The organism is Rhodococcus sp. NPDC003318 (genome assembly GCF_042879035.1).
Taxonomy (GTDB): Bacteria; Actinomycetota; Actinomycetes; order Mycobacteriales; family Mycobacteriaceae; genus Rhodococcus_G.
On the sequence record NZ_JBIAOU010000009.1, the window covers coordinates 177,403 to 195,517 of the forward strand.

13 protein-coding genes and 1 pseudogene are annotated in these 18,115 nt (G+C 68.1%); 7 read left to right on the forward strand and 7 right to left on the reverse strand.

What is annotated here, in order from left to right; genetic code table 11:
• Positions 1 to 531: 531 nt before the first annotated feature.
• Entirely contained in the window at positions 532 to 2,775 is a 2,244-nt protein-coding gene (dnaB, locus tag ACFYVR_RS16615) for a replicative DNA helicase (protein ID WP_387474974.1), read from the forward strand.
• Between the two features lie 389 nt (positions 2,776 to 3,164).
• Complete coding sequence (locus ACFYVR_RS16620) at positions 3,165 to 4,622, forward strand: glyceraldehyde-3-phosphate dehydrogenase (RefSeq protein ID WP_387474976.1); 1,458 nt, start codon at positions 3,165 to 3,167, stop codon at positions 4,620 to 4,622.
• 106 nt (positions 4,623 to 4,728) lie between these two features.
• On the opposite strand, the gene ACFYVR_RS16625 is transcribed toward ACFYVR_RS16620, so the two are convergent.
• Positions 4,729 to 5,124 (reverse strand): cupin domain-containing protein, encoded by a 396-nt coding sequence (locus tag ACFYVR_RS16625; RefSeq protein WP_387474978.1) that lies wholly within the window; start codon positions 5,122 to 5,124, stop codon positions 4,729 to 4,731.
• Entirely contained in the window at positions 5,105 to 6,073 is a 969-nt protein-coding gene (locus ACFYVR_RS16630) for a helix-turn-helix domain-containing protein (RefSeq protein WP_387474980.1), read from the reverse strand. Before ACFYVR_RS16630 ends, ACFYVR_RS16625 begins: the two co-directional genes overlap by 20 nt.
• Before the next feature lie 210 nt (positions 6,074 to 6,283).
• Here ACFYVR_RS16630 and ACFYVR_RS16635 point away from each other — a divergent pair, with 210 nt between their 5' ends.
• Positions 6,284 to 7,303: a zinc-dependent alcohol dehydrogenase family protein gene (locus ACFYVR_RS16635; RefSeq protein WP_387475008.1), complete on the forward strand. Its 1,020-nt coding sequence runs from the start codon at positions 6,284 to 6,286 to the stop codon at positions 7,301 to 7,303.
• A 67-nt stretch (positions 7,304 to 7,370) separates the two neighbouring features.
• Here ACFYVR_RS16635 and ACFYVR_RS16640 read toward each other — a convergent pair whose 3' ends face one another.
• Together ACFYVR_RS16640 and ACFYVR_RS16645 are read right to left on the reverse strand one after the other, a co-directional pair.
• Positions 7,371 to 8,504 carry a CaiB/BaiF CoA transferase family protein gene (locus ACFYVR_RS16640; protein ID WP_387474982.1) on the reverse strand — a complete coding sequence of 378 codons (1,134 nt, stop codon included), beginning with the start codon at positions 8,502 to 8,504 and terminating at the stop codon, positions 7,371 to 7,373.
• Entirely contained in the window at positions 8,501 to 9,673 is a 1,173-nt protein-coding gene (locus ACFYVR_RS16645) for an acyl-CoA dehydrogenase family protein (RefSeq protein ID WP_387474984.1), read from the reverse strand. The genes ACFYVR_RS16640 and ACFYVR_RS16645 overlap by 4 nt, the downstream gene beginning before the upstream one ends.
• A gap of 148 nt (positions 9,674 to 9,821) precedes the next feature.
• Here ACFYVR_RS16645 and ACFYVR_RS16650 point away from each other — a divergent pair, with 148 nt between their 5' ends.
• Both ACFYVR_RS16650 and ACFYVR_RS16655 read left to right on the forward strand, forming a co-directional pair.
• A complete protein-coding gene (locus ACFYVR_RS16650) occupies positions 9,822 to 10,820 on the forward strand; it encodes a LacI family DNA-binding transcriptional regulator (RefSeq protein ID WP_387474986.1) in 999 nt (332 codons plus the stop codon).
• A 51-nt stretch (positions 10,821 to 10,871) separates the two neighbouring features.
• The gene (locus ACFYVR_RS16655; RefSeq protein ID WP_387474988.1) at positions 10,872 to 11,789 is read left to right on the forward strand and encodes an alpha/beta hydrolase; all 918 of its coding nucleotides are present in this window, start codon (positions 10,872 to 10,874) and stop codon (positions 11,787 to 11,789) included.
• Here ACFYVR_RS16655 and ACFYVR_RS16660 read toward each other — a convergent pair.
• A complete protein-coding gene (locus tag ACFYVR_RS16660) occupies positions 11,786 to 13,861 on the reverse strand; it encodes an MDR family MFS transporter (protein WP_387474990.1) in 2,076 nt (691 codons plus the stop codon). The two genes, ACFYVR_RS16655 and ACFYVR_RS16660, sit on opposite strands and share 4 nt — an antisense overlap.
• 114 nt (positions 13,862 to 13,975) lie before the next feature.
• Entirely contained in the window at positions 13,976 to 14,938 is a 963-nt protein-coding gene (locus ACFYVR_RS16665) for a DUF808 domain-containing protein (protein WP_387474992.1), read from the reverse strand.
• Positions 14,939 to 15,362: 424 nt separating this feature from the next.
• Here ACFYVR_RS16665 and ACFYVR_RS16670 point away from each other — a divergent pair, with 424 nt between their 5' ends.
• Together ACFYVR_RS16670 and ACFYVR_RS16675 are read left to right on the forward strand one after the other, a co-directional pair.
• On the forward strand, positions 15,363 to 17,078 hold the full coding sequence (locus ACFYVR_RS16670; protein WP_387474994.1) for a flavin-containing monooxygenase: 1,716 nt from the start codon (positions 15,363 to 15,365) through the stop codon (positions 17,076 to 17,078).
• 87 nt (positions 17,079 to 17,165) lie between these two features.
• The gene (locus tag ACFYVR_RS16675; protein WP_387474996.1) at positions 17,166 to 17,714 is read left to right on the forward strand and encodes a cysteine hydrolase; all 549 of its coding nucleotides are present in this window, start codon (positions 17,166 to 17,168) and stop codon (positions 17,712 to 17,714) included.
• A gap of 103 nt (positions 17,715 to 17,817) precedes the next feature.
• On the opposite strand, the pseudogene ACFYVR_RS16680 reads toward ACFYVR_RS16675, so the two are convergent.
• A pseudogene (locus ACFYVR_RS16680) lies at positions 17,818 to 18,115 on the reverse strand (GntR family transcriptional regulator); the annotation flags it as partial.

Here is an 18,115-nt window from a genome sequence, read left to right on the forward strand (position 1 = left end):
GCCGACTCGTTCGCAGGCAGGGCCCCGCAGATCCAGGTCTGCGGGGCCCTGCTTTGTGTGTTTCACGCGAAACCGAGTTGTGACGCGTCCTCACCGGAGCGGCTGACCGGTGTAATCCGTCACTATGTGGCCTTTCACGTTGCGTGGAACCGTGACATGCGCAACACGCCCAAACGGCATGCCGACAGACACGCCGAGCGAGTTTTCATCCACAGCTGTGTGGACGAGAAGAACGGCTCTGACCTGCCCGTTTTGGATATGTGATGTTCGTTATCCTCAGGTTGTCCACAAGTGGTGAACAAGTCGCTCCAGGCGATTCCACAATTCATCCACAGCTGTGTACACACCCTGTGTTGAACCACGCGGCGCATGTGCATAACGTCGTCGCGGGCGTGTCCGCCGGACGGCCCGGGACGGGTCCCCTCGAGACCCGGTCCCGGCTCTGTCGGTGCCGGCGCGTATCTATTTCGTATGGTGCCCGACCGCGGTGTGTCGCGGCGGGCTCGTACTCGCGGAGAGGACGGTGATCGCGTGGCGGTTGTCGACGATCGTGGACATTCCGACTACCCGGAGCCGGACGAGCCGCCCCGTGAGGACTTCGGGCGTCAGCCCCCGCAGGACATGACCGCGGAACAGTCGGTGCTCGGCGGCATGCTGCTGAGCAAGGACGCCATCGCGGACGTGCTCGAGAAGCTGCGCCCCGGCGACTTCTACCGGCCCGCCCACCAGAGCGTCTACGACGCCATCCTCGACCTGTACTCGCGCGGCGAGCCCGCCGACCCGGTGACCGTCGCCGCCGAACTCGACCGCAAGGGCGAACTGCGGCGGATCGGTGGCGCCCCCTACCTGGTGACGCTGACGCAGACGGTGCCGACGGCCGCGAACGCCGGCTACTACGCCGAGATCGTCGCCGAGAAGTCGATCCTGCGTCGCCTCGTCGAGGCGGGCACCCGTATCGTCCAGTTCGGCTACGCGGGCGCGGACGGCCAGGACGTCGCGGAGGTCGTCGACCGCGCGCAGGCCGAGGTGTACGAGGTCACCGAACGCCGCGCCGCCGAGGACTTCGTCATCCTCGAGGAACTGCTGCAGCCGACGATGGACGAGATCGACTCCATCGCCAGCCGCGGCGGCATCTCCCTCGGCGTCCCCACCGGCTTCAGCGAACTCGACGAGATCACCAACGGCCTGCACCCCGGGCAGATGATCATCGTCGCGGCCCGCCCGGGCGTCGGCAAGGCGCTCGCCCTCGACACCCCGCTGCCCACCCCGACCGGCTGGACCACGATGGGCGAGGTCGCCGTGGGTGATCGGCTGATCGACGCGCAGGGCCGCCCCACCACCGTCGTCGCCGCGACCGACGTGATGACCGACCGGCCCTGCTACGAGATCGAGTTCTCCGACGGCACCGTCCTCGTCGCGGACGAGCAGCACCAGTGGCTCACCGAGGTCCACGGCGTCGCCGCGGTGCGGATCAGCGGCGACCTCGCGGCCACCGTCGACGCCGGCCACGTCGTCGTCAACACCCGACCCCTGGACCTGCCCGCGGAGTCGTTGCCGGTGCCGCCGTACACGCTCGGTGCATGGCTCGGCGACGGCACCGTCGCGGCGTCGGCGGCCGACCCCGAGGTGGTCATGCGGATCGAGGCCGAGGGCGAGGCGGACCTCGCCGCCGTCGGCGACACGGGGGAGCGCCGGATCCCGTCCCGCTACCTGCGTGCCTCGCAGGCGCAGCGCCGGATGCTCCTCGCCGGCGTCCTGGACACGGTCGCCGACGTGCACGGCGACGGCACCGTCGTGGTGGCCACCCCGAACCCCGGCTTCGCCGCCGACCTCGCCGAACTCCTCGCCGGCCTCGGCTACGAGTCCACGACCGAGGGCGCGACCGTGACGTTCGCGACCGACGACGACGTGTTCGGCGGACCGCGAAAGGCCCTGCTGCACAAGGATCTCCGCGGCAACTGCACGAGGCGTCTCGGGGTCCGCCGCGTCGTCGCCGTCCGCGCCGTCGCCGGCGTCCCCGTCCGCTGCGTCGAGGTCGACAACGCCGACCACCTCTACCTCGCGGGCCGTGCGATGGTGCCGACGCACAACTCGACGATCGGCATGGACTTCATGCGGTCCTGCTCCATCAAGCACGGCATGGGCAGCGTCCTGTTCTCCCTGGAGATGAGCAAGACCGAGATCGTCATGCGCCTGCTGTCCGCGGAGGCGAAGATCAAACTGTCCGACATGCGGTCCGGCAAGATGACCGACGACGACTGGACGCGTCTCGCGCGGCGGATGAGCGAGATCAGCGAGGCACCGCTGTACATCGACGACTCACCGAACCTGACGATGATGGAGATCCGCGCAAAAGCGCGGCGCCTCAAGCAGAAACACGACATCAAACTCGTCGTCCTCGACTACCTGCAGCTGATGACATCCGGCAAGAAGGTCGAATCCCGCCAGCAGGAGGTCTCCGAATTCTCGCGTAGCCTCAAACTTCTCGCGAAGGAACTCGAAGTCCCCGTCGTCGCGATCTGTCAGCTCAACCGTGGTCCCGAGCAGCGAACCGACAAGCGGCCGCAGGTCTCCGACCTCCGTGAGTCCGGCTCACTCGAGCAGGACGCCGACATGGTGATGCTCCTGCACCGCCCCGACGCCTTCGAACGCGACGACCCCCGCGGCGGCGAGGCCGACATCATCCTCGGCAAACACCGAGGCGGCCCGACGGCCACGATTACCGTCGCGCACCAACTGCACTACTCGAGATTCGTGGACATGGCGCGGGGATAATTGCGTTGTTGCATGCGCGACGACAACTTCTCCATATTCTCGACCGCTGCCGTCAGCGAAGTCGGGGCCGCGCACATGCCGCGCTACTTCGACCGACCTCGGCGAGTCGCCGAAGCAGGTCGGTGCAGCATGGACACAACAGCAGGTGTCCGGGGCCGTCGCTCCCGTGAGATGACCAGGTTCAACGTCCCGTCGGACGGTTTCGGCGACCGGCTTGTCGGCCCGCGGGAACCCTTCAATATGCTGGTCCCCGCGCGCGTCGTCATCGGCGCCGGTCGCGAGCTGGTTCCACCGATCCAGAACGTCGACGGGCGAGTGACGTGCGTCTCGTCCGGGCCGGCATCCAACCCTCGGACGCGTCATGGGAGTGAGTAGGACAGAGGAGCGCAGTGAGCACAGCGGAATTGACCCAGTGGAACTCCGAGGAGGCTCTTGCGGAGGCGATGATCCCGATCATCGGCGGCCTGCACCGCCGGCACTCGGTGACGATTCTGCTTCACAGTCGCTCGCTGGTGAACAAGTCGGTCATCGGCATCCTGCGGACCCATCGTTTCGCTCGGCAGATCCGCGGCGACGAGCTGTCCGTCGAGGAGACGTTCCCGTTCCTCGAGGCGCTGACCAGCCTCGACCTGCGGCCGTCGAAGATCGACCTCGGCCTCCTGGTGACGGCGTACCACGCCGAGGGCGCCGGACAGTCGATCCCGGAGTTCGTCGCGCAGCGCCTCGCCGATCTGGTCGGCGGCGCCCAGACCAGCCCCGCGAAGCCGCAGGACGTGGTCCTGTACGGGTTCGGGCGGATCGGTCGTCTCGTTGCTCGCCTGCTCATCGAGAAGGCCGGCTCGGGTAACGGACTGAACCTGCGTGCCGTGGTGGTCCGCAAGGGTGGCGGCGACGACCTCGTCAAGCGTGCCTCGCTGCTGCGCCGCGACTCCGTCCACGGGCAGTTCAACGGCACGATCAAGGTCGACGCCGAGAACAACACCCTGATCGCCAACGGCAACGTCATCAAGTTCATCTACAGCAACGATCCGACGAGCGTCGACTACACCGAGTACGGCATCGACAACGCCATCCTGATCGACAACACCGGGATCTGGCGCGACCGCGACGGGCTGTCGCAGCACCTGCGCCCGGGAATCGCGAAGGTCGTGCTCACCGCGCCCGGCAAGGGCGACGTCCCCAACATCGTGCACGGCGTCAACCACCGCAGCCTCGACCCGAACGAGCAGATCGTGTCGTGCGCGTCCTGCACCACCAACGCCATCGTCCCGCCGCTGAAGAGCATGGACGACGAGTTCGGTGTGTCGCGCGGCCACGTCGAGACGGTGCACTCGTTCACCAACGACCAGAACCTGCTGGACAACTACCACAAGGCGGACCGTCGTGGTCGTTCCGCGCCGTTCAACCTGGTGCTCACCGAGACCGGTGCCGCCTCGGCCGTCGCGAAGGCGCTGCCCGAGCTGAAGGCGAAGATCACCGGCAACTCGATCCGCGTCCCCACGCCGGACGTCTCCGTCGCGATCCTGCACCTGCAGCTGAACCGTGAGACCACCAAGGAGGAGGTGCTCGAGCACCTCCGTCAGGAATCGCTCACCGGGGCGCTGAGCCGGAACCTCGACTACACGGCTGCCACCGACGCCGTGTCCAGCGACTTCATCGGTTCGCGCGCGGCGTGCATCGTCGACGCCAACGCGGCGATCGTCGACGGCGACACCGCCATCCTCTACGTCTGGTACGACAACGAGTTCGGCTACTCGTGCCAGGTCGTGCGCACCGTCCAGTACCTCTCCGGCGTCGAGTACCCCATCTACCCTGCGGTCAGCGTCGCCGCTGTGTCCGTGGGCTGACCGCGTCTGTTCGGTGACATGCCGTCGTTGCGGCGGTGAGTAACCGAGCCGCAACGACGGGCGCCCGAAGTGTTCCGGGGCCGGGTTGTGGGGGTCCTCGTGGTCCTCACGCCCGGTACTCGTCGTCGGTGACGTGGTCGAGCCAGGTCACCACTCGACCGTCGGCGTCGGCTTCCTGGATGGCGACGTGTGCCATGAAGCGGTCCGGGGTGGCACCGTGCCAGTGCACTTCGTCGGGCTCGATGTAGACGACGTCACCCGGCCTGATCTCCTGGACCTCGCCCCCGCGTCGGGCCACGAGACCGATACCGTCGGTCACGTACAGCGTTTGACCCTTGGGGTGGGTGTGCCAGGCTGTGCGCGCGCCGGGTGTGAATCGGACGTGGGCGCACCCGACTGCCGACTGGTCGTCGGGATGGCGGACACCGTCGATGTAGACCGCTCCGGTGAACCACTCCGTGGGTCCGACAGCAGTGTGCCCGTCACTTCTCGTCAACTTCATGGTTTCGCTTGTCTCCTTGAATGGCAGAGCTTTTCGACAGCGATGCCGCCGTTCGACCCTCGGCTCCGGATGCGGGCACGGGCAGGTCGTGGGGGCAGTGTTCCGCGCTCCAGGACGCGAGCAGTCGCAGTCGGTCGGCCGAGGGGGAGCCGGGTTCGGCGGTGTAGATCAGCATGACGTGGCCGGGTTCGGCGGTGAGGGCGAGTTCTTCGTAGGCGAGGACCAGTTCGCCGACGACGGGGTGGTGGAAGCGTTTGGTGCCTGCGCCGTGGGTGCGGACGTTGTGGGCCGCCCAGAGGGTGCGGAAGGTCTCGCTGCAGGTGGACAGTTCTCCGACGAGGTCCTGGAGTGCCTTGTCGTGGGGGTCGCGTCCGGCTTCGGCGCGCATGATGGCGACACACATGTCCGCGAACCGGTCCCAGTCGGGGTAGAAGTCACGTGCGGCGGGGTCGAGGAACTGGAACCGGGCGAGGTTCGGGGTGCGTCCGCTGTCGCCGATCACGGGGGAGTAGAACGCGCGTCCGAGTTCGTTGGTGGCGATCAGGTTCTGGCGCTGGTCGCGGACGACGGCGACGGCATCGGTGATGGAGGCGAGTGCCCACTGCAGGCTCGGTCGTGGCTGTGCGGGTTTGGTGGCGCGGCGGCGGGAGCGTCCGCTGGTGGGGATGCCGTCGGCGGCGCGGGCGAGGTCGAGCAGGTGTGCCTGTTCGGTGTCGTCGAGTTGCAGGGCGCGAGCGAGCGCATCGAGGACGGAGGCGGATGCGCCGGCGATGGCGCCGCGTTCGAGTTTGGCGTAGTACTCGACGCTGACGCCGGCGAGCGCGGCGACCTCGCTGCGGCGTAGACCCGGGACGCGGCGGTTGCCGCCGGCGGTGATCCCGGCGGCCTCGGGGGTGAGGCGGGCGCGGCGGGTCATCAGGAACTCGCGTACCTCGGCTCGGTTGTCCACCTCACCGAGGGTAGGTCGAACAGTGCAGGTGAGGGGTGCCCTGTCGGTACACCCCTCGTCAGGGACTCCCGCGTCCGCGCGCGCCGGGTCAGGCTGGTGTCCATGACCGCACCGACCGTTCCGGGCCGTCCCGTGAGCCACGAACATGGCGACGCTGCTGCCGGTGTCGACGGTGTTCGGTCCGCTCTCGATGGAAAGGAGAACGCCACCATGCGTGGAGTCGTCATGTACGCCCCCGGAGATGTCCGCGTGGAGGACCGTGAGCATCCGACGCTCGTCGAACCCACCGACGCGATCATCCGTGTCACGGCGTCATGTATCTGTGGATCCGACCTGTGGCCCTACCGCGGCGCCGAGGAGGTCGATCACGCCCCGATGGGTCACGAGTACGTCGGGGTCGTCACCGAGATCGGCGCCGAGGTGCAGAACGTGAAGGTCGGCGATTTCGTCGTCGGCTCGTTCTTCGCCTCGGACAACACCTGTGAGATCTGCCGCGCCGGATATCAGTCCCGCTGCGTGCACGCCCACCCGATGGGCGCCATCGGCACCCAGGCAGAGTACGCCCGCATCCCGCTCGCCGACGGCACGCTCGTCGCGACGCCGGGTCAGCCCGACGCCGACCTGGTCCCGTCGTTGCTCGCGGCGTCAGACGTGCTCGGCACCGGCTGGTTCGCCGCCGTGGCCGCCGAGGTCGGTCCGGGCAAGACCGTCGCGGTGGTCGGCGACGGCGCCGTCGGACTCCTCGGGATCCTGGCCGCGAAGGAACTCGGCGCGGAGCGGATCATCGCGATGAGCCGCCACGCCGACCGGCAGACCCTCGCCCGCGAATTCGGTGCCACGGACATCGTCGAGGAACGCGGCGACGCCGGTGTCGCGAGGGTCAAGGCACTCACCGACGGACTCGGTGCGCACAGCGTCATCGAGGCCGTCGGCACCCAGGAGTCGATGATGCAGGCCGTCGATGCGACCCGGCCGGGCGGGCACGTCGGCTACGTCGGTGTCTCCCACGACGTGTCCCTCGACGGGATCGGGCTGTTCTTCTCCGCGGTGCACCTGCACGGCGGCCCGGCGCCGGTCCGCCGCTTCCTCCCCGATCTGATCCGGCTGATCTGGGACCGAAAGATCAACCCGGGCACGGTGTTCGACCTCACCCTGCCGCTCGACCAGGCGGCGGAGGGGTACCGGGCGATGGACGAGCGGCGCGCCACCAAGGTCCTGCTCACCCCCTGACGCCGGCCGACCGATCTCCCAGTGGTGCACAAACGGATGCCCCGACGTCCGTATGTGCACCACTGCGTCAGCTCAGCCGGGGTGGGGCGGAGCGGTAGGTCGCGGGCGTTGCGCTGAGGGTGATCGGGTTCGCGACCTGCCGCACGGGGGCATCCCGGCGCGGGTCGTCGATCGTCACGACCGGGTTCAGTCCCAGCCGCTGTGCGTGGTCGACGGCGCCGGCGATGTCGTTGAGTGGTCCGCAGGGGACCCGCTGGGCGGTGAGTCGGTCGAACCAGGCGTCGGCGGTGTCGGCGGCGAGGGCGTCGGTGATCGTCTTCGTGAGGTCCTCTCGGTGCGCGACCCGTGCCCTGTTGGTCGAGTAGCGTTCGTCGGTGGCGAGTTCGGGGAGTCCGAGAACGTCTGCGAGGGAAGCGAACTGGCGGTCGTTTCCGACGGCGAGGACGATCGGACGGTCGGCGGTGTCGAACACCTCGTACGGTGCGATGCTCGGGTGCCGGTTGCCCATCGCGCGGGGCACGACACCGGCGGCGACGTATCCGGACGACTGGTTCGCCAACGCCGACAGCAGCGACGACAGCAGATTCACCTCCACGCGCTGGCCCTCGCCGGTGCAGTCGCGGTGCCGCAGTGCGGCGAGGATGCCGACCGCGGCGTGCAGTCCGGTGATCACGTCCACCACCGCGACACCCACCTTCGTCGGGGTGGCGGGATCGGGCCCGGTGATGCTCATCAGGCCGCCGACCGCCTGGATCAGCAGGTCGTAGCCGGGCAGGTCGTTGTGGCCGCCGAACCCGGTGACCGAGCAGTACACCAGGCCCGGATTCCGTTCGCGCACAGTGTCGTAGCCGAGTCCGAGGCGGTCCATGGTGCCGGGCAGGAAGTTTTCGACCACGACGTCGGCGCGGGCGACGAGGTCGCGGGCGACGGCGAGGTCGTCGGCGTCGGTGAGGTCGAGCGCGACCGACTCCTTGTTGCGGTTGACGCCGGCGAAGTAGGTGGACTCGTCACCGACCCAGGGCGGTCCCCACTGCCGGGTGTCGTCGCCGCGCCCGGGGCGTTCGATCTTGATCACCTCGGCGCCGAGGTCGGCGAGCAGCATCGTCGCGTACGGGCCGGCGAGGACACGCCCGAAGTCCGCGACGACGAGGCCGTCGAGCGCGCCGGTGGTCCTCCCCGTCGCGTCGCTCGCCCCGGTCACCGGAACGCCGCCTCGCCGGTCAGGGCCTTGCCGATGGTCAGCTGGTGCACCTCGGAGGTGCCCTCGTAGGTGAGGACGGATTCGAGGTTGTTGGCGTGCCGGATCACGGGGTACTCGAGGGTGATGCCGTTGGCGCCGAGGATGGTTCGGCATTCGCGGGCGACGGCGATGGCCTCGCGGACGTTGTTGAGCTTGCCGGTGCTGACCTGCTCGGGGGTGATCTCGCCGCGGTCCTTGATGCGTCCGAGGTGGTAGGCGAGCAGGTGGCCCTTGCCGACCTCGAGCGCCATGTCGGCGATCTTCGCCTGGGTGAGCTGGTATCCGGCCAGCGGCTTGTCGAACACCTCGCGGGACTGGGCGTAGTCGATGGCGGTCTCGAGGCAGTCGCGGGCGGCGCCGATCGCACCGAACACGATCCCGAAGCGGGCCTCGCCGAGGCTCGTGAGCGGACCGCGCAGCCCCGTGACCTTCGGCAGGACAGCCGAACCAGGCAGGCGCACGTCCTCGAGGACGAGTTCGGAGGTCACCGACGCGCGCAGCGACATCTTCGAGTGGATCTCCGGTGCGGAGAAGCCCGGGGTGTCGGTGGGGACGACGAATCCGCGGATTCCCTCGTCGGTCTGCGCCCACACGACGGCGACGTCGGCGACGGAGCCGTTGGTGATCCACATCTTGGTGCCGTTCAGGATCCAGTCGTCCCCGTCGCGCTTGGCGTTCGTGCGCATGCCTGCGGGGTTGGAGCCGAAGTCGGGTTCGGTCAGGCCGAAGCAGCCGATCGCCTGTCCGGCGGCCATCCGCGGCAGCCACTCCTGCTTCTGTTCCTCGCTGCCCCAGTGGTGGATGGAGAACATCGCGAGCGAGCCCTGCACCGAGACGAGGCTGCGGATGCCGGAGTCGACGGCCTCGAGCTCGAGGCAGGCCAGGCCGTAGGCGGTGGCGCTCATGCCGGCGCAGTCGTAGCCGTCGAGGTGCATGCCGAGGACGCCGAGGCCACCGAGTTCCTGCGCGAGCTCGCGCGCCGGGATGCGCGCCTCCTCGAACCACGTCGCGACGTGCGGACGGATGCGCTCGTTCGCGAACTTGCGGACAGTGTCGCGGATCTCGATTTCCTCCGGCGTGAGCAGGGAGTCGAGGGCGAAGAGCTGACTCAGGGGCTGGGCGCTGGACATCGATTTCCTCCGGGAGGGTGGCACGGTCAGATCAGAACGTTTGCGAGAACGATTGCAAGAACGTTTGCATCGGCTAGGCTAGGTGCCGGACCTCGGTGCGTCAACCGCGACGGAGGACACGAGCGAACGAGAGGGTGACCCGACCGGTATGCAACGACCGCCGACGCTGAAGCAGATCGCCGAGCAGGCCGGCGTCCACGTCTCGACCGCCTCCCGGGTGCTGCGCCAGCTCGAACCGGTGGACGGCTGGTCGGAGTCGGCGCTGCGCGTGCGGGAGGTCGCCGCCGAACTCGGCTACCGGCCGAACATGTGGGCGGCGAGCCTGCGCACCCGCAAGACCACCACCATCGGGGTGGTGATGCCGCGGCTGACCGACGGTGTCGTCGCCACCACCTACCAGGGCATCGAGGAGGCGGCGACCCGCGCCGGGTACTCGGTGCTGCTGTCGAGCCCGCCCGACGACCTCGACGCCCAGCGCCGCGCCATCGACCTCCTGGTCGGCAGGCAGGTCGACGGACTGCTGCTGAGCAGCCTCCACATTCCGGGGCGGCCCTTCGTGGAGTCGCTGTCGGCGGGGTCGCTGCCGATCCTCACCGTCACCCGGCACGCGGAGGCAGGGCTGCCGTTCGTCGGCGGCGACGACGTCCGCGGCGGCTACCTCGCCGCGCGCCACCTGATCGATCGCGGCCACACCGATGTCGCGGTCATCGCCGGACCGCACCACGCGAGCACCGCCCGCGATCGCGTCCGCGGGTTCCGGGGCGCGTTCGCCGAGGCGTCGATCCCCCTCCCGCCGGATCGGATCCTGCCGTCGAGTTTCGAGGTGTCCGGGGGTGTCGACGCGGGACGGGCGCTGCTCGACCGGCCCGACCGTCCGCGGGCGATCTTCGCCGTCAGCGACACCGTCGCGATCGGTGTCCTCGGTGTGACCCGGGACCTCGGGCTCAGCGTGCCCGACGACGTCGCGCTCATCGGGTACAACGACATTCCCGTCGCGGCGCAGCTGCCCGTACCGCTGACCACCGTGCGCTCACCCGCTCATCGGATCGGGACCACGGCGGTCACGCGGGCGCTGGAACTGCTCGGCGGCGGCGACGTCGGAACCGAGCTGCTGCCGGTGGAACTGGTCGTCCGCAGTACGACGTGACCGAACGGTGGAGTCGCCCGTCGGAGCGGTGCCCGAACTGGAGGAGGGTGCGTGCGTTTTGCGCTGGACGCTGTGCTGACCGACGTGCCCGCGGAGCAGATCGACGAAGCCCGACGCTTCTACGACGTGAGGCCGGCCGGTCGTGGCCCGAATACACCCGAGGAGCTGACCCGGGTGCGGGAGAGTCGTGCAGCGTCGGCCCCCGCCGATCCGCCGGCGATCGCGGAGACGGTCGACGCCGCGGGAACCTCGGTCCCGGTGCGGATCTTCACCCCCACCACGGGCGGAGCTCGCGGCGTGTACCTCGACATCCACGGCGGCGGTTTCTACATGGACTCCGCGGCGAGGGACGACGTGCGCAACCGGGAACTCGCGGACGCACTCCGCATCGCCGTCGTCAGCGTCGACTACCGGTTGGCACCCGAGTGCCCCTGGCCCGCGGCCCCCGACGACTGTGAAGCGGCGGCGCTGTGGCTCGTCGAGCACGCCGAGACCCGATTCGGATCGAGCCGGCTGGCGATCGGAGGACGATCGGCGGGAGCAACACTCGCTGCGGCAACGCTGCTCCGGCTCCGGGACCGCGGAGTCGTCGACGGATTCACCGGCGCCGCACTCCAATTCGGCACCTACGACCTGAGTGCGCGAACCCCTGCGGGACGCCGGATCGCGGACGAGTACTTCATCCGGGCATACGTCGGCCACGTGGACGACCGCACGGCTGCCGACATCTCGCCGGTGTACGGCGATCTCCACGGTCTGCCGCCGACGCTGCTGGTCGTCGGGAGCAAGGACGTGCTGTTGGACGACAACCTGGCGATGGCAGGTCGACTGTCCGCGGCGGGCAACGACGTCGAGCTCCGGGTGTATCCCGAGGCGCCGCACGGGTTCACGGGCCACCCCACGGCGCTGGCCGGAACGGCGGTCAGCGGTGTCCGGTCATGGCTGATCGAACGGATCACCGCACTCTAGCTCGACCGCACCTCGTGTCGCCCACCGATCGCGTGCCGACCGGACGGCGACTCTTCCTCCTCCAGGGCCCGGCGGGCGATGCGGGCCAGTGCCGCGTCGATGTCCGCCTCCAGCTTCGTGTCTCCGGAATCGGCGTCCGGCAACCATTCCCGGATCTGAGCGACGAGCCAGTCGCGCCACGCCGCCGAGATCGCGTCCACTTCGGCGCGGCCCGTCTCGGTCGTCACCAGGCGGTCGCCGTCACGGGTGAGGTAACCGGCGTCCGCGATCTCGTCGAAGAAGGAGGTGAGCACCCCTTCGGGGATACCGATCCGGTTCTCGATGTCGGACTGTGTGACGACGGCACGGAAGTGCTTGGCGCGCAGTCCGACTCCGAGCAGGCCCCATGCCGTGGGCGGGTCGAGTGTGCTCCCGGAGTCCGCGAGGGCCCGGGCGAGTGCGCCACCGCGGTCCTGGCGGTTGAGGACGCGACCGATGATCGTCTCGAGTTGCACCTCCGAGGTGGTCTCGTCCGGCACGGCGAAGCCCTCGGACGGACCCCGGGCGGCGTCCTTGGCGGTGTCCCGCATCGGCACCTGCGGCAGCACGAAGGACAGGGCCAACGCGAGCAGGGCCACCGGCACCACCCAGTAGAAGACGTGCTGGAGCGTGTCGACGTAGGCGTGCACGATCGGCTCGCGTTGGACGGCGTCCAGCGCGTGGACGCGGGTGGGCACGGTCGCGGCGGAGGGGTCGGTCAGCCCGGCCTGGGCGATCGCGGCCGGCAGTTCGGTGGCCAGCCGGTTCGCGTACAGCGTTCCCATGACGGCCGCGCCGAACGACATTCCGAGGGTGCGGAAGAACGTGACCGCCGAGGTCGCGGTACCGAGGTCCTGGTAGTTCGCCGTGTTCTGGACAACCATGGTGAGCACCTGCATGATCAGGCCGATGCCGGCGCCGAGGATCAGGATGTAGAGGGAGGTCGCGAGAACCGAGGTGTGCTCGTCCATCCGGGAGAGCAGGTACAGGCCGAGGGCGATCACCGCGGAACCGGCGATGGGGAACAGTTTGTACCTGCCGGTGCGGCCGATGACCGCGCCCGAGAACATCGACGTGATCAGCAGTCCCGCCACCATCGGCACGGTCCGCATACCGGATTCGGTCGCCGATGTGCCCTGGACGTACTGCAGGAACGTGGGCAGGTACGTCATCGCGCCGAGCATCGCGAATCCGACTATGAACGACAGGATCGACGCAACGGTGAACACCCGTCGCCGGAACAGGTGCATCGGCATGATCGGCTCGGCGGCACGGAGTTCGACGAACACGAACACCACCAACGAGATCACCGACCCGACGAACAGGCCGATGATCGTCGCCGACCCCCAGGCGTACTCCGAGCCGCCCCACGACAGTCCCAGCGTCAGCCCGATCGCGCCGAGGGACACGAACAGGACCCCCAGGTAGTCGATCTGCCTGCGCACCAGGGTGGCCGCCCCGGGGATCGTGCGGATCGCCATGGCCACGACGACGATCGCGATGGGCACGTTGACGTAGAACGCCCACCGCCAGGACAGGTGATCGGTGAACAGGCCACCCAGCAGGGGCCCGATGACCGTGGTCACCCCGAACACGGCACCGAGCGCGCCCTGGTACTTGCCGCGTTCGCGCAGCGGGATGACGTCGGCGATGAGAGCGGTGGAGGTGACCGTGATGCCGCCGCCGCCGATGCCCTGCACCGCACGGGCGGCGATGAGCATGGTCATGTTGGTGGCCAGGCCGCAGAAGAAGGATCCGACGATGAACACCACAACGGAGACGACGAGGACGATCTTGCGTCCGTAGAGGTCACCGAACTTGCCGGCGAGCACCACCGAGACGGTCTCGGCGAGCATGTAGGAGGTGACCACCCAGCTCATGTGCCCGGCGCCGCCGAGGTCGCCGACGATGGTCGGCAACGCCGTCGACACGATGGTCTGGTCGAGGGCGGCGAGCAGCATTCCGATCAGGATGGTCGCGAAGATCAGGTTGCGACGCCCCACCGAGATGACCGGCCGCGTCGCGGATCCGGGTACTGCCGTGGAAACCGACATGGGCCGCCCTCCGTAGTGTTAGACGTCATCGTAACCATGACGGTCTGGTGCGGCATGTCGATCGTGTTGGCGCACAGGAACCCTGGCGAGAGGGACGTCGGGAGGCGGTGACGATCAGTGGGCCGCGGCGTCCTTCTTCTTCTTCCGCTTCGGGATCAGGTGCAGCATCAGGACGACGATCGCGCCGACGACGAGCCCGACGAGGGCGGACACCACGGTCCCGGCCGTCCAGGACAGGACGCCGCCGAAGCCGCCGTGCACCAGTTCGCCGAACCAGTGCTCGAGGTCGTGGAGGACATCGGCCGGCCAGTGGAACCCGGCTTCGCCGACGTTGACGAGCAGGATGTGGCCGCCGACCCACAGCATCGCGGCGATCCCGACGACGGTGAGCACCGTCATCACCTTCGGCATCGCGGCGACGAGGCCGCGCCCGATCCGCTGGCTGAACGTGGACTTGCGCTTCGCGAGAGCCAGGCCGATGTCGTCCATCTTCACGATCAGGGCGACCACGCCGTACACGAGGACGGTGATGAGGATCGCGACGACGATCAGCACGATCAGCCGGGTGAGGAACGGTTCGTCCTCGACCGACGACAGCGAGATCACCATGATCTCGGCGGACAGGATCAGGTCGGTGCGGATGGCGCCGCTGACCATCGTCTTCTCGTGCTCGGGCCCGCCCAGAGCTGCGGTCGTGTCCTCGTCGTCGTCGTGATGACCGCCGGTCAGTGCCTCGTAGACCTTCTCGGCGCCCTCGTAGCAGAGGAACAGCCCGCCCGCGATGAGCAGGTACGGCAGGGCTTGGGGCAGGAACTGGCTCAGGATCATCGCCACCGGCAGGATGATCAGGAGCTTGTTGCGGATCGAGCCGATCGCGATCTTCCGGATGATCGGCAGCTCCCGCTTGGGGGAGAAGCCGTGCACGTAGCGGGGGGTGACGGCGGTGTCGTCGACGACGACACCGGCGGCCTTGACGCTGGCCTTGCCCGCCGCGGCTCCGATGTCGTCGATGGACGCCGCGGCCACCTTCGCGATCGCAGCGACGTCGTCCAGCAGGGCGACGAGACCACCAGCCACGGGAACCTCCAGTTCGATGTGCACAGAGTCGGTCGAAGGACACGCGGTCGCGGGGCGGCACCGAAGTACCGAACCCGTGCTCCCGCAGAACAATGATGCGCCCTCGCCCCCGTGGTGCCCGCAATGCCCTTCCGGCACGGTTCCGCTCGGGCCCCACGAACTTGCGTGGGGCAGCACTCGAAGGCGTGGTCCGACGCGCGGGCAACGGTCCCGGTGTCCCGAATGTCCGGCCCTTCTGTTTTCCAGTTCGAGTGGAAAGCCCTGAACAACGCCAATTCAGACCGTTTTGTCGCATTTCGCCGAGGAAGCCGTGGACGCCCTCCGGGCACTGCCTTAGGTTTGCCTATGCAAGTGTTTTCTGCCCAGGGGGTGGGGGCAGCAACGTGTCGATCGATTCCGTCCGGGGATCTCGGAGAGGTACACCATGAAGGTTTGTGTCGTCGGGGCAGGCCCGTGCGGGCTGACGACCGTCAAGCAGCTGCTCGACGAGAAGCACGAGGTCGTGTGCTTCGACAGGAACGCGAACGTCGGAGGCATCTGGCTTCGCGACGAAGGCGACGACGGCAAGATGAAGGCATACGACAACCTTCACCTCACCATCTCCATGAAGCTGATGGCCTATTCCGACTTCCCGTTCACCGGCGGCCGGGTCTTCTACAAGCGCAAGCAGTACTTCGAGTACCTCGAGGAATACTCCGACCGCTTCGGCCTGCACGAGCACATCCGGTTCGACAGCGAAGTGACGAACGTCGAGCGCACGTCCGCGGGGTGGACCGTCACGGTGCGTCGGGGTGATGTCGAATCGAAGGAGGACTTCGACGCGGTCGCCGTCTGCTCCGGACCCTTCAAGACACCCAACCGCGACATTGCCGAGCTCGCAGGCTTCTCCGGAGAGATCGTCCACTCCTCGGAGTACCGCAATGCCGAGCGTTTCCGCGGCAAGCGCGTCCTGGTCGTCGGCATGGCGGAATCCGGCGCCGACATCGTCCGTGAGATCGGTGACGTCGCCGAGGCCTGCACGCTGTCCATCCGGTCGTACAACTACCTGCTGCCCCGGGTGTTCAACAGCACCAGGACGACCGACAACGGCACCGTGCGATCACACCACCACGAGATGCTCCGGCGGGCCACCGATCAGTCGTTCCCCTTCGAGTCGTTCTGGGGTCGCAATCGCGTCGCGAAGGCACTCTTCCTCGCCCTGTCCGTGGTGCTCGGGGTGGTGACCACCGCACTGGGCGCGCTGCGTGTGCTGCGCGACAAGCTGATTCCGGGTATGCGTCCCGCCGAGCCGGCCGTCAACCCGATGGGTGAGCCCGTCCATCCCCCCAAGCTCGACATCGGGACGGTCCACAACGACGCGAACTGGGATCTGATCCGGACCTGGAATCGTCGGTCGCACCCGGACGGAAGCTGGACGCAGCGCACCATCTTCTGCAAGAACGTCAGCTTCATCCCGAGCATCGTCGACGGTCGAGTGGTGTTGAACGACGCGGGAATCGAGAAGTCCGACGGCAACCGGGTCTTCTTCAAGGACTCGAAGACTGGCGAATTCGACACCATCGTGCTGTGCACGGGCTTCACCAGCGACGCACTCTCCATCGGCGACCTCCAGGTCAAGGAGGGAAACGTCCGCAACCTGTATCGGCACTTCATCCATCCCGAACACCAGGGGACCGCGGCATTCATCGGGTTCGTCCGGCCCTTCTCGGGTGGTATCCCCATCGTCGCGGAGATGCAGGCCCGCTACTTCGCCCGGCTGATCAACGGCAAGTTGCGGCTTCCCCGCAATCTCGACGAGGTCATCGGCCGGGAGAAGGAGTGGGAAGAGCACTTCACCGAGCTGAGCCCGCGACACACCGAAGCCGTTCCGTCGCAGGTCATCTACCTGGACGCACTCGCGCGTGAGATCGGCTGCATGGTCCCCATGTGGCGGATGATGCTCAACCCGAAGCTGTTCATCCAGCTCTGGTTCGGCAGCTTCAACCAGGCGTGCTACCGAATCGTCGGTCCGCACAACATGGGTTCCGCCGCGCTCGACGACCTATACTCCGAATTCGTCGACAATCGGCGGGAGATGGCGTTCCGCATGTCCATGCTGCAGCTGATGCCCTCGCACGTGCACCCGAAGCACATGATGTAGCGACCGCCTCAGCAGCCGGTCGTCGCCGGAACCGTTGGGATAGTGTGCGTGTCGCGCGCTGCCCCCGAAATCGAGGAGTACACACACATGCCCACGAGTCTCGACGATTTCTCGGCGCTGCTGGTGGTCGACCTTCAGGTCGCCACGGTCGCCGCCCCGTTCGCTCGACCCGTCGCGGAGGTCGTCGACGCGACGGCCGCGCTCGCCGCCGACTTCCGCAAGCACGGACGACCCGTCGTCTACGCCGTCTCCACGGGCACCCCGGCGGGCCGGAACGCCTACGGCAGTGAGCCGCGAGTCTTCCCCGAGGCGGGGCAGGTCCTCGCGCCGGGTCTCGACGCGCACGACGACGATCTTCGTGTTGCCCGCGCGGGGCTCAGCATCTTCAACGGCACCGGGCTCGACGAACGGCTGCGCGAGCTCGGCGTCGAGACGGTGGTCGTGACCGGGGTGGCAACGACGTTCGGCGTCGAGTCGACGGTCCGTTCGGCCTACGATCTGGGCTTCAACGTGGTGGTCGTCTCGGACGCGGTGACCGACATGCGCGCCGAGACCCACGCGCACGCGTTCGAGAACGTCTTCCCGGCCGTCGCTCAGATCGCGACGGCGGAAGAGGTGTCGGACAGCCTGAGCTGAGTCGCCGAAGCCACGCATCGACGTCGACGTTCGATACTGTCCCGCCCGCCCCCTGACCGCTGTCCGGGGGCGGGCGAGCTCGTTACGTGCCGAACTCGCGTCGTCAGTCGAGAATGTCGCGGACCTCGGTGGTCTCGTTGCCGGCCAGCGTCATCGCCTGGGCGGCTTTCATGTGCTTGCCCCAGTGGATGAACGCCGCTTCGCCGTCGCGTTCGCGGAGCAGTTTGATCAGGCGGCGCAGGGACCGGACGAACAGTTTGTACCGCTGCTGCGCGGTCTCGGCGTCGTTGAAGGCGCTGTCGTGTACGACGTTGCTCGTGTGCCGTTCGAAGATCTCGTGCAGCATCCCGGCGATGAGCGCCAGGGTCGCGTTCCCCGAGAGCTGAACCATCCGGAGGTGG

Excerpts from the sequence above, each read along its gene's own strand:
- ACFYVR_RS16625 (WP_387474978.1), bottom strand. The coding sequence starts at position 5,124 with ATGAAGTTGACGAGAAGTGACGGGCACACTGCTGTCGGACCCACGGAG.
- ACFYVR_RS16660 (WP_387474990.1), bottom strand. The coding sequence starts at position 13,861 with ATGTCGGTTTCCACGGCAGTACCCGGATCCGCGACGCGGCCGGTCATC.
- ACFYVR_RS16675 (WP_387474996.1), top strand. The coding sequence starts at position 17,166 with ATGCCCACGAGTCTCGACGATTTCTCGGCGCTGCTGGTGGTCGACCTT.
- ACFYVR_RS16635 (WP_387475008.1), top strand. The coding sequence starts at position 6,284 with ATGCGTGGAGTCGTCATGTACGCCCCCGGAGATGTCCGCGTGGAGGAC.
- ACFYVR_RS16670 (WP_387474994.1), top strand. The coding sequence starts at position 15,363 with ATGAAGGTTTGTGTCGTCGGGGCAGGCCCGTGCGGGCTGACGACCGTC.
- ACFYVR_RS16650 (WP_387474986.1), top strand. The coding sequence starts at position 9,822 with ATGCAACGACCGCCGACGCTGAAGCAGATCGCCGAGCAGGCCGGCGTC.
- ACFYVR_RS16645 (WP_387474984.1), bottom strand. The coding sequence starts at position 9,673 with ATGTCCAGCGCCCAGCCCCTGAGTCAGCTCTTCGCCCTCGACTCCCTG.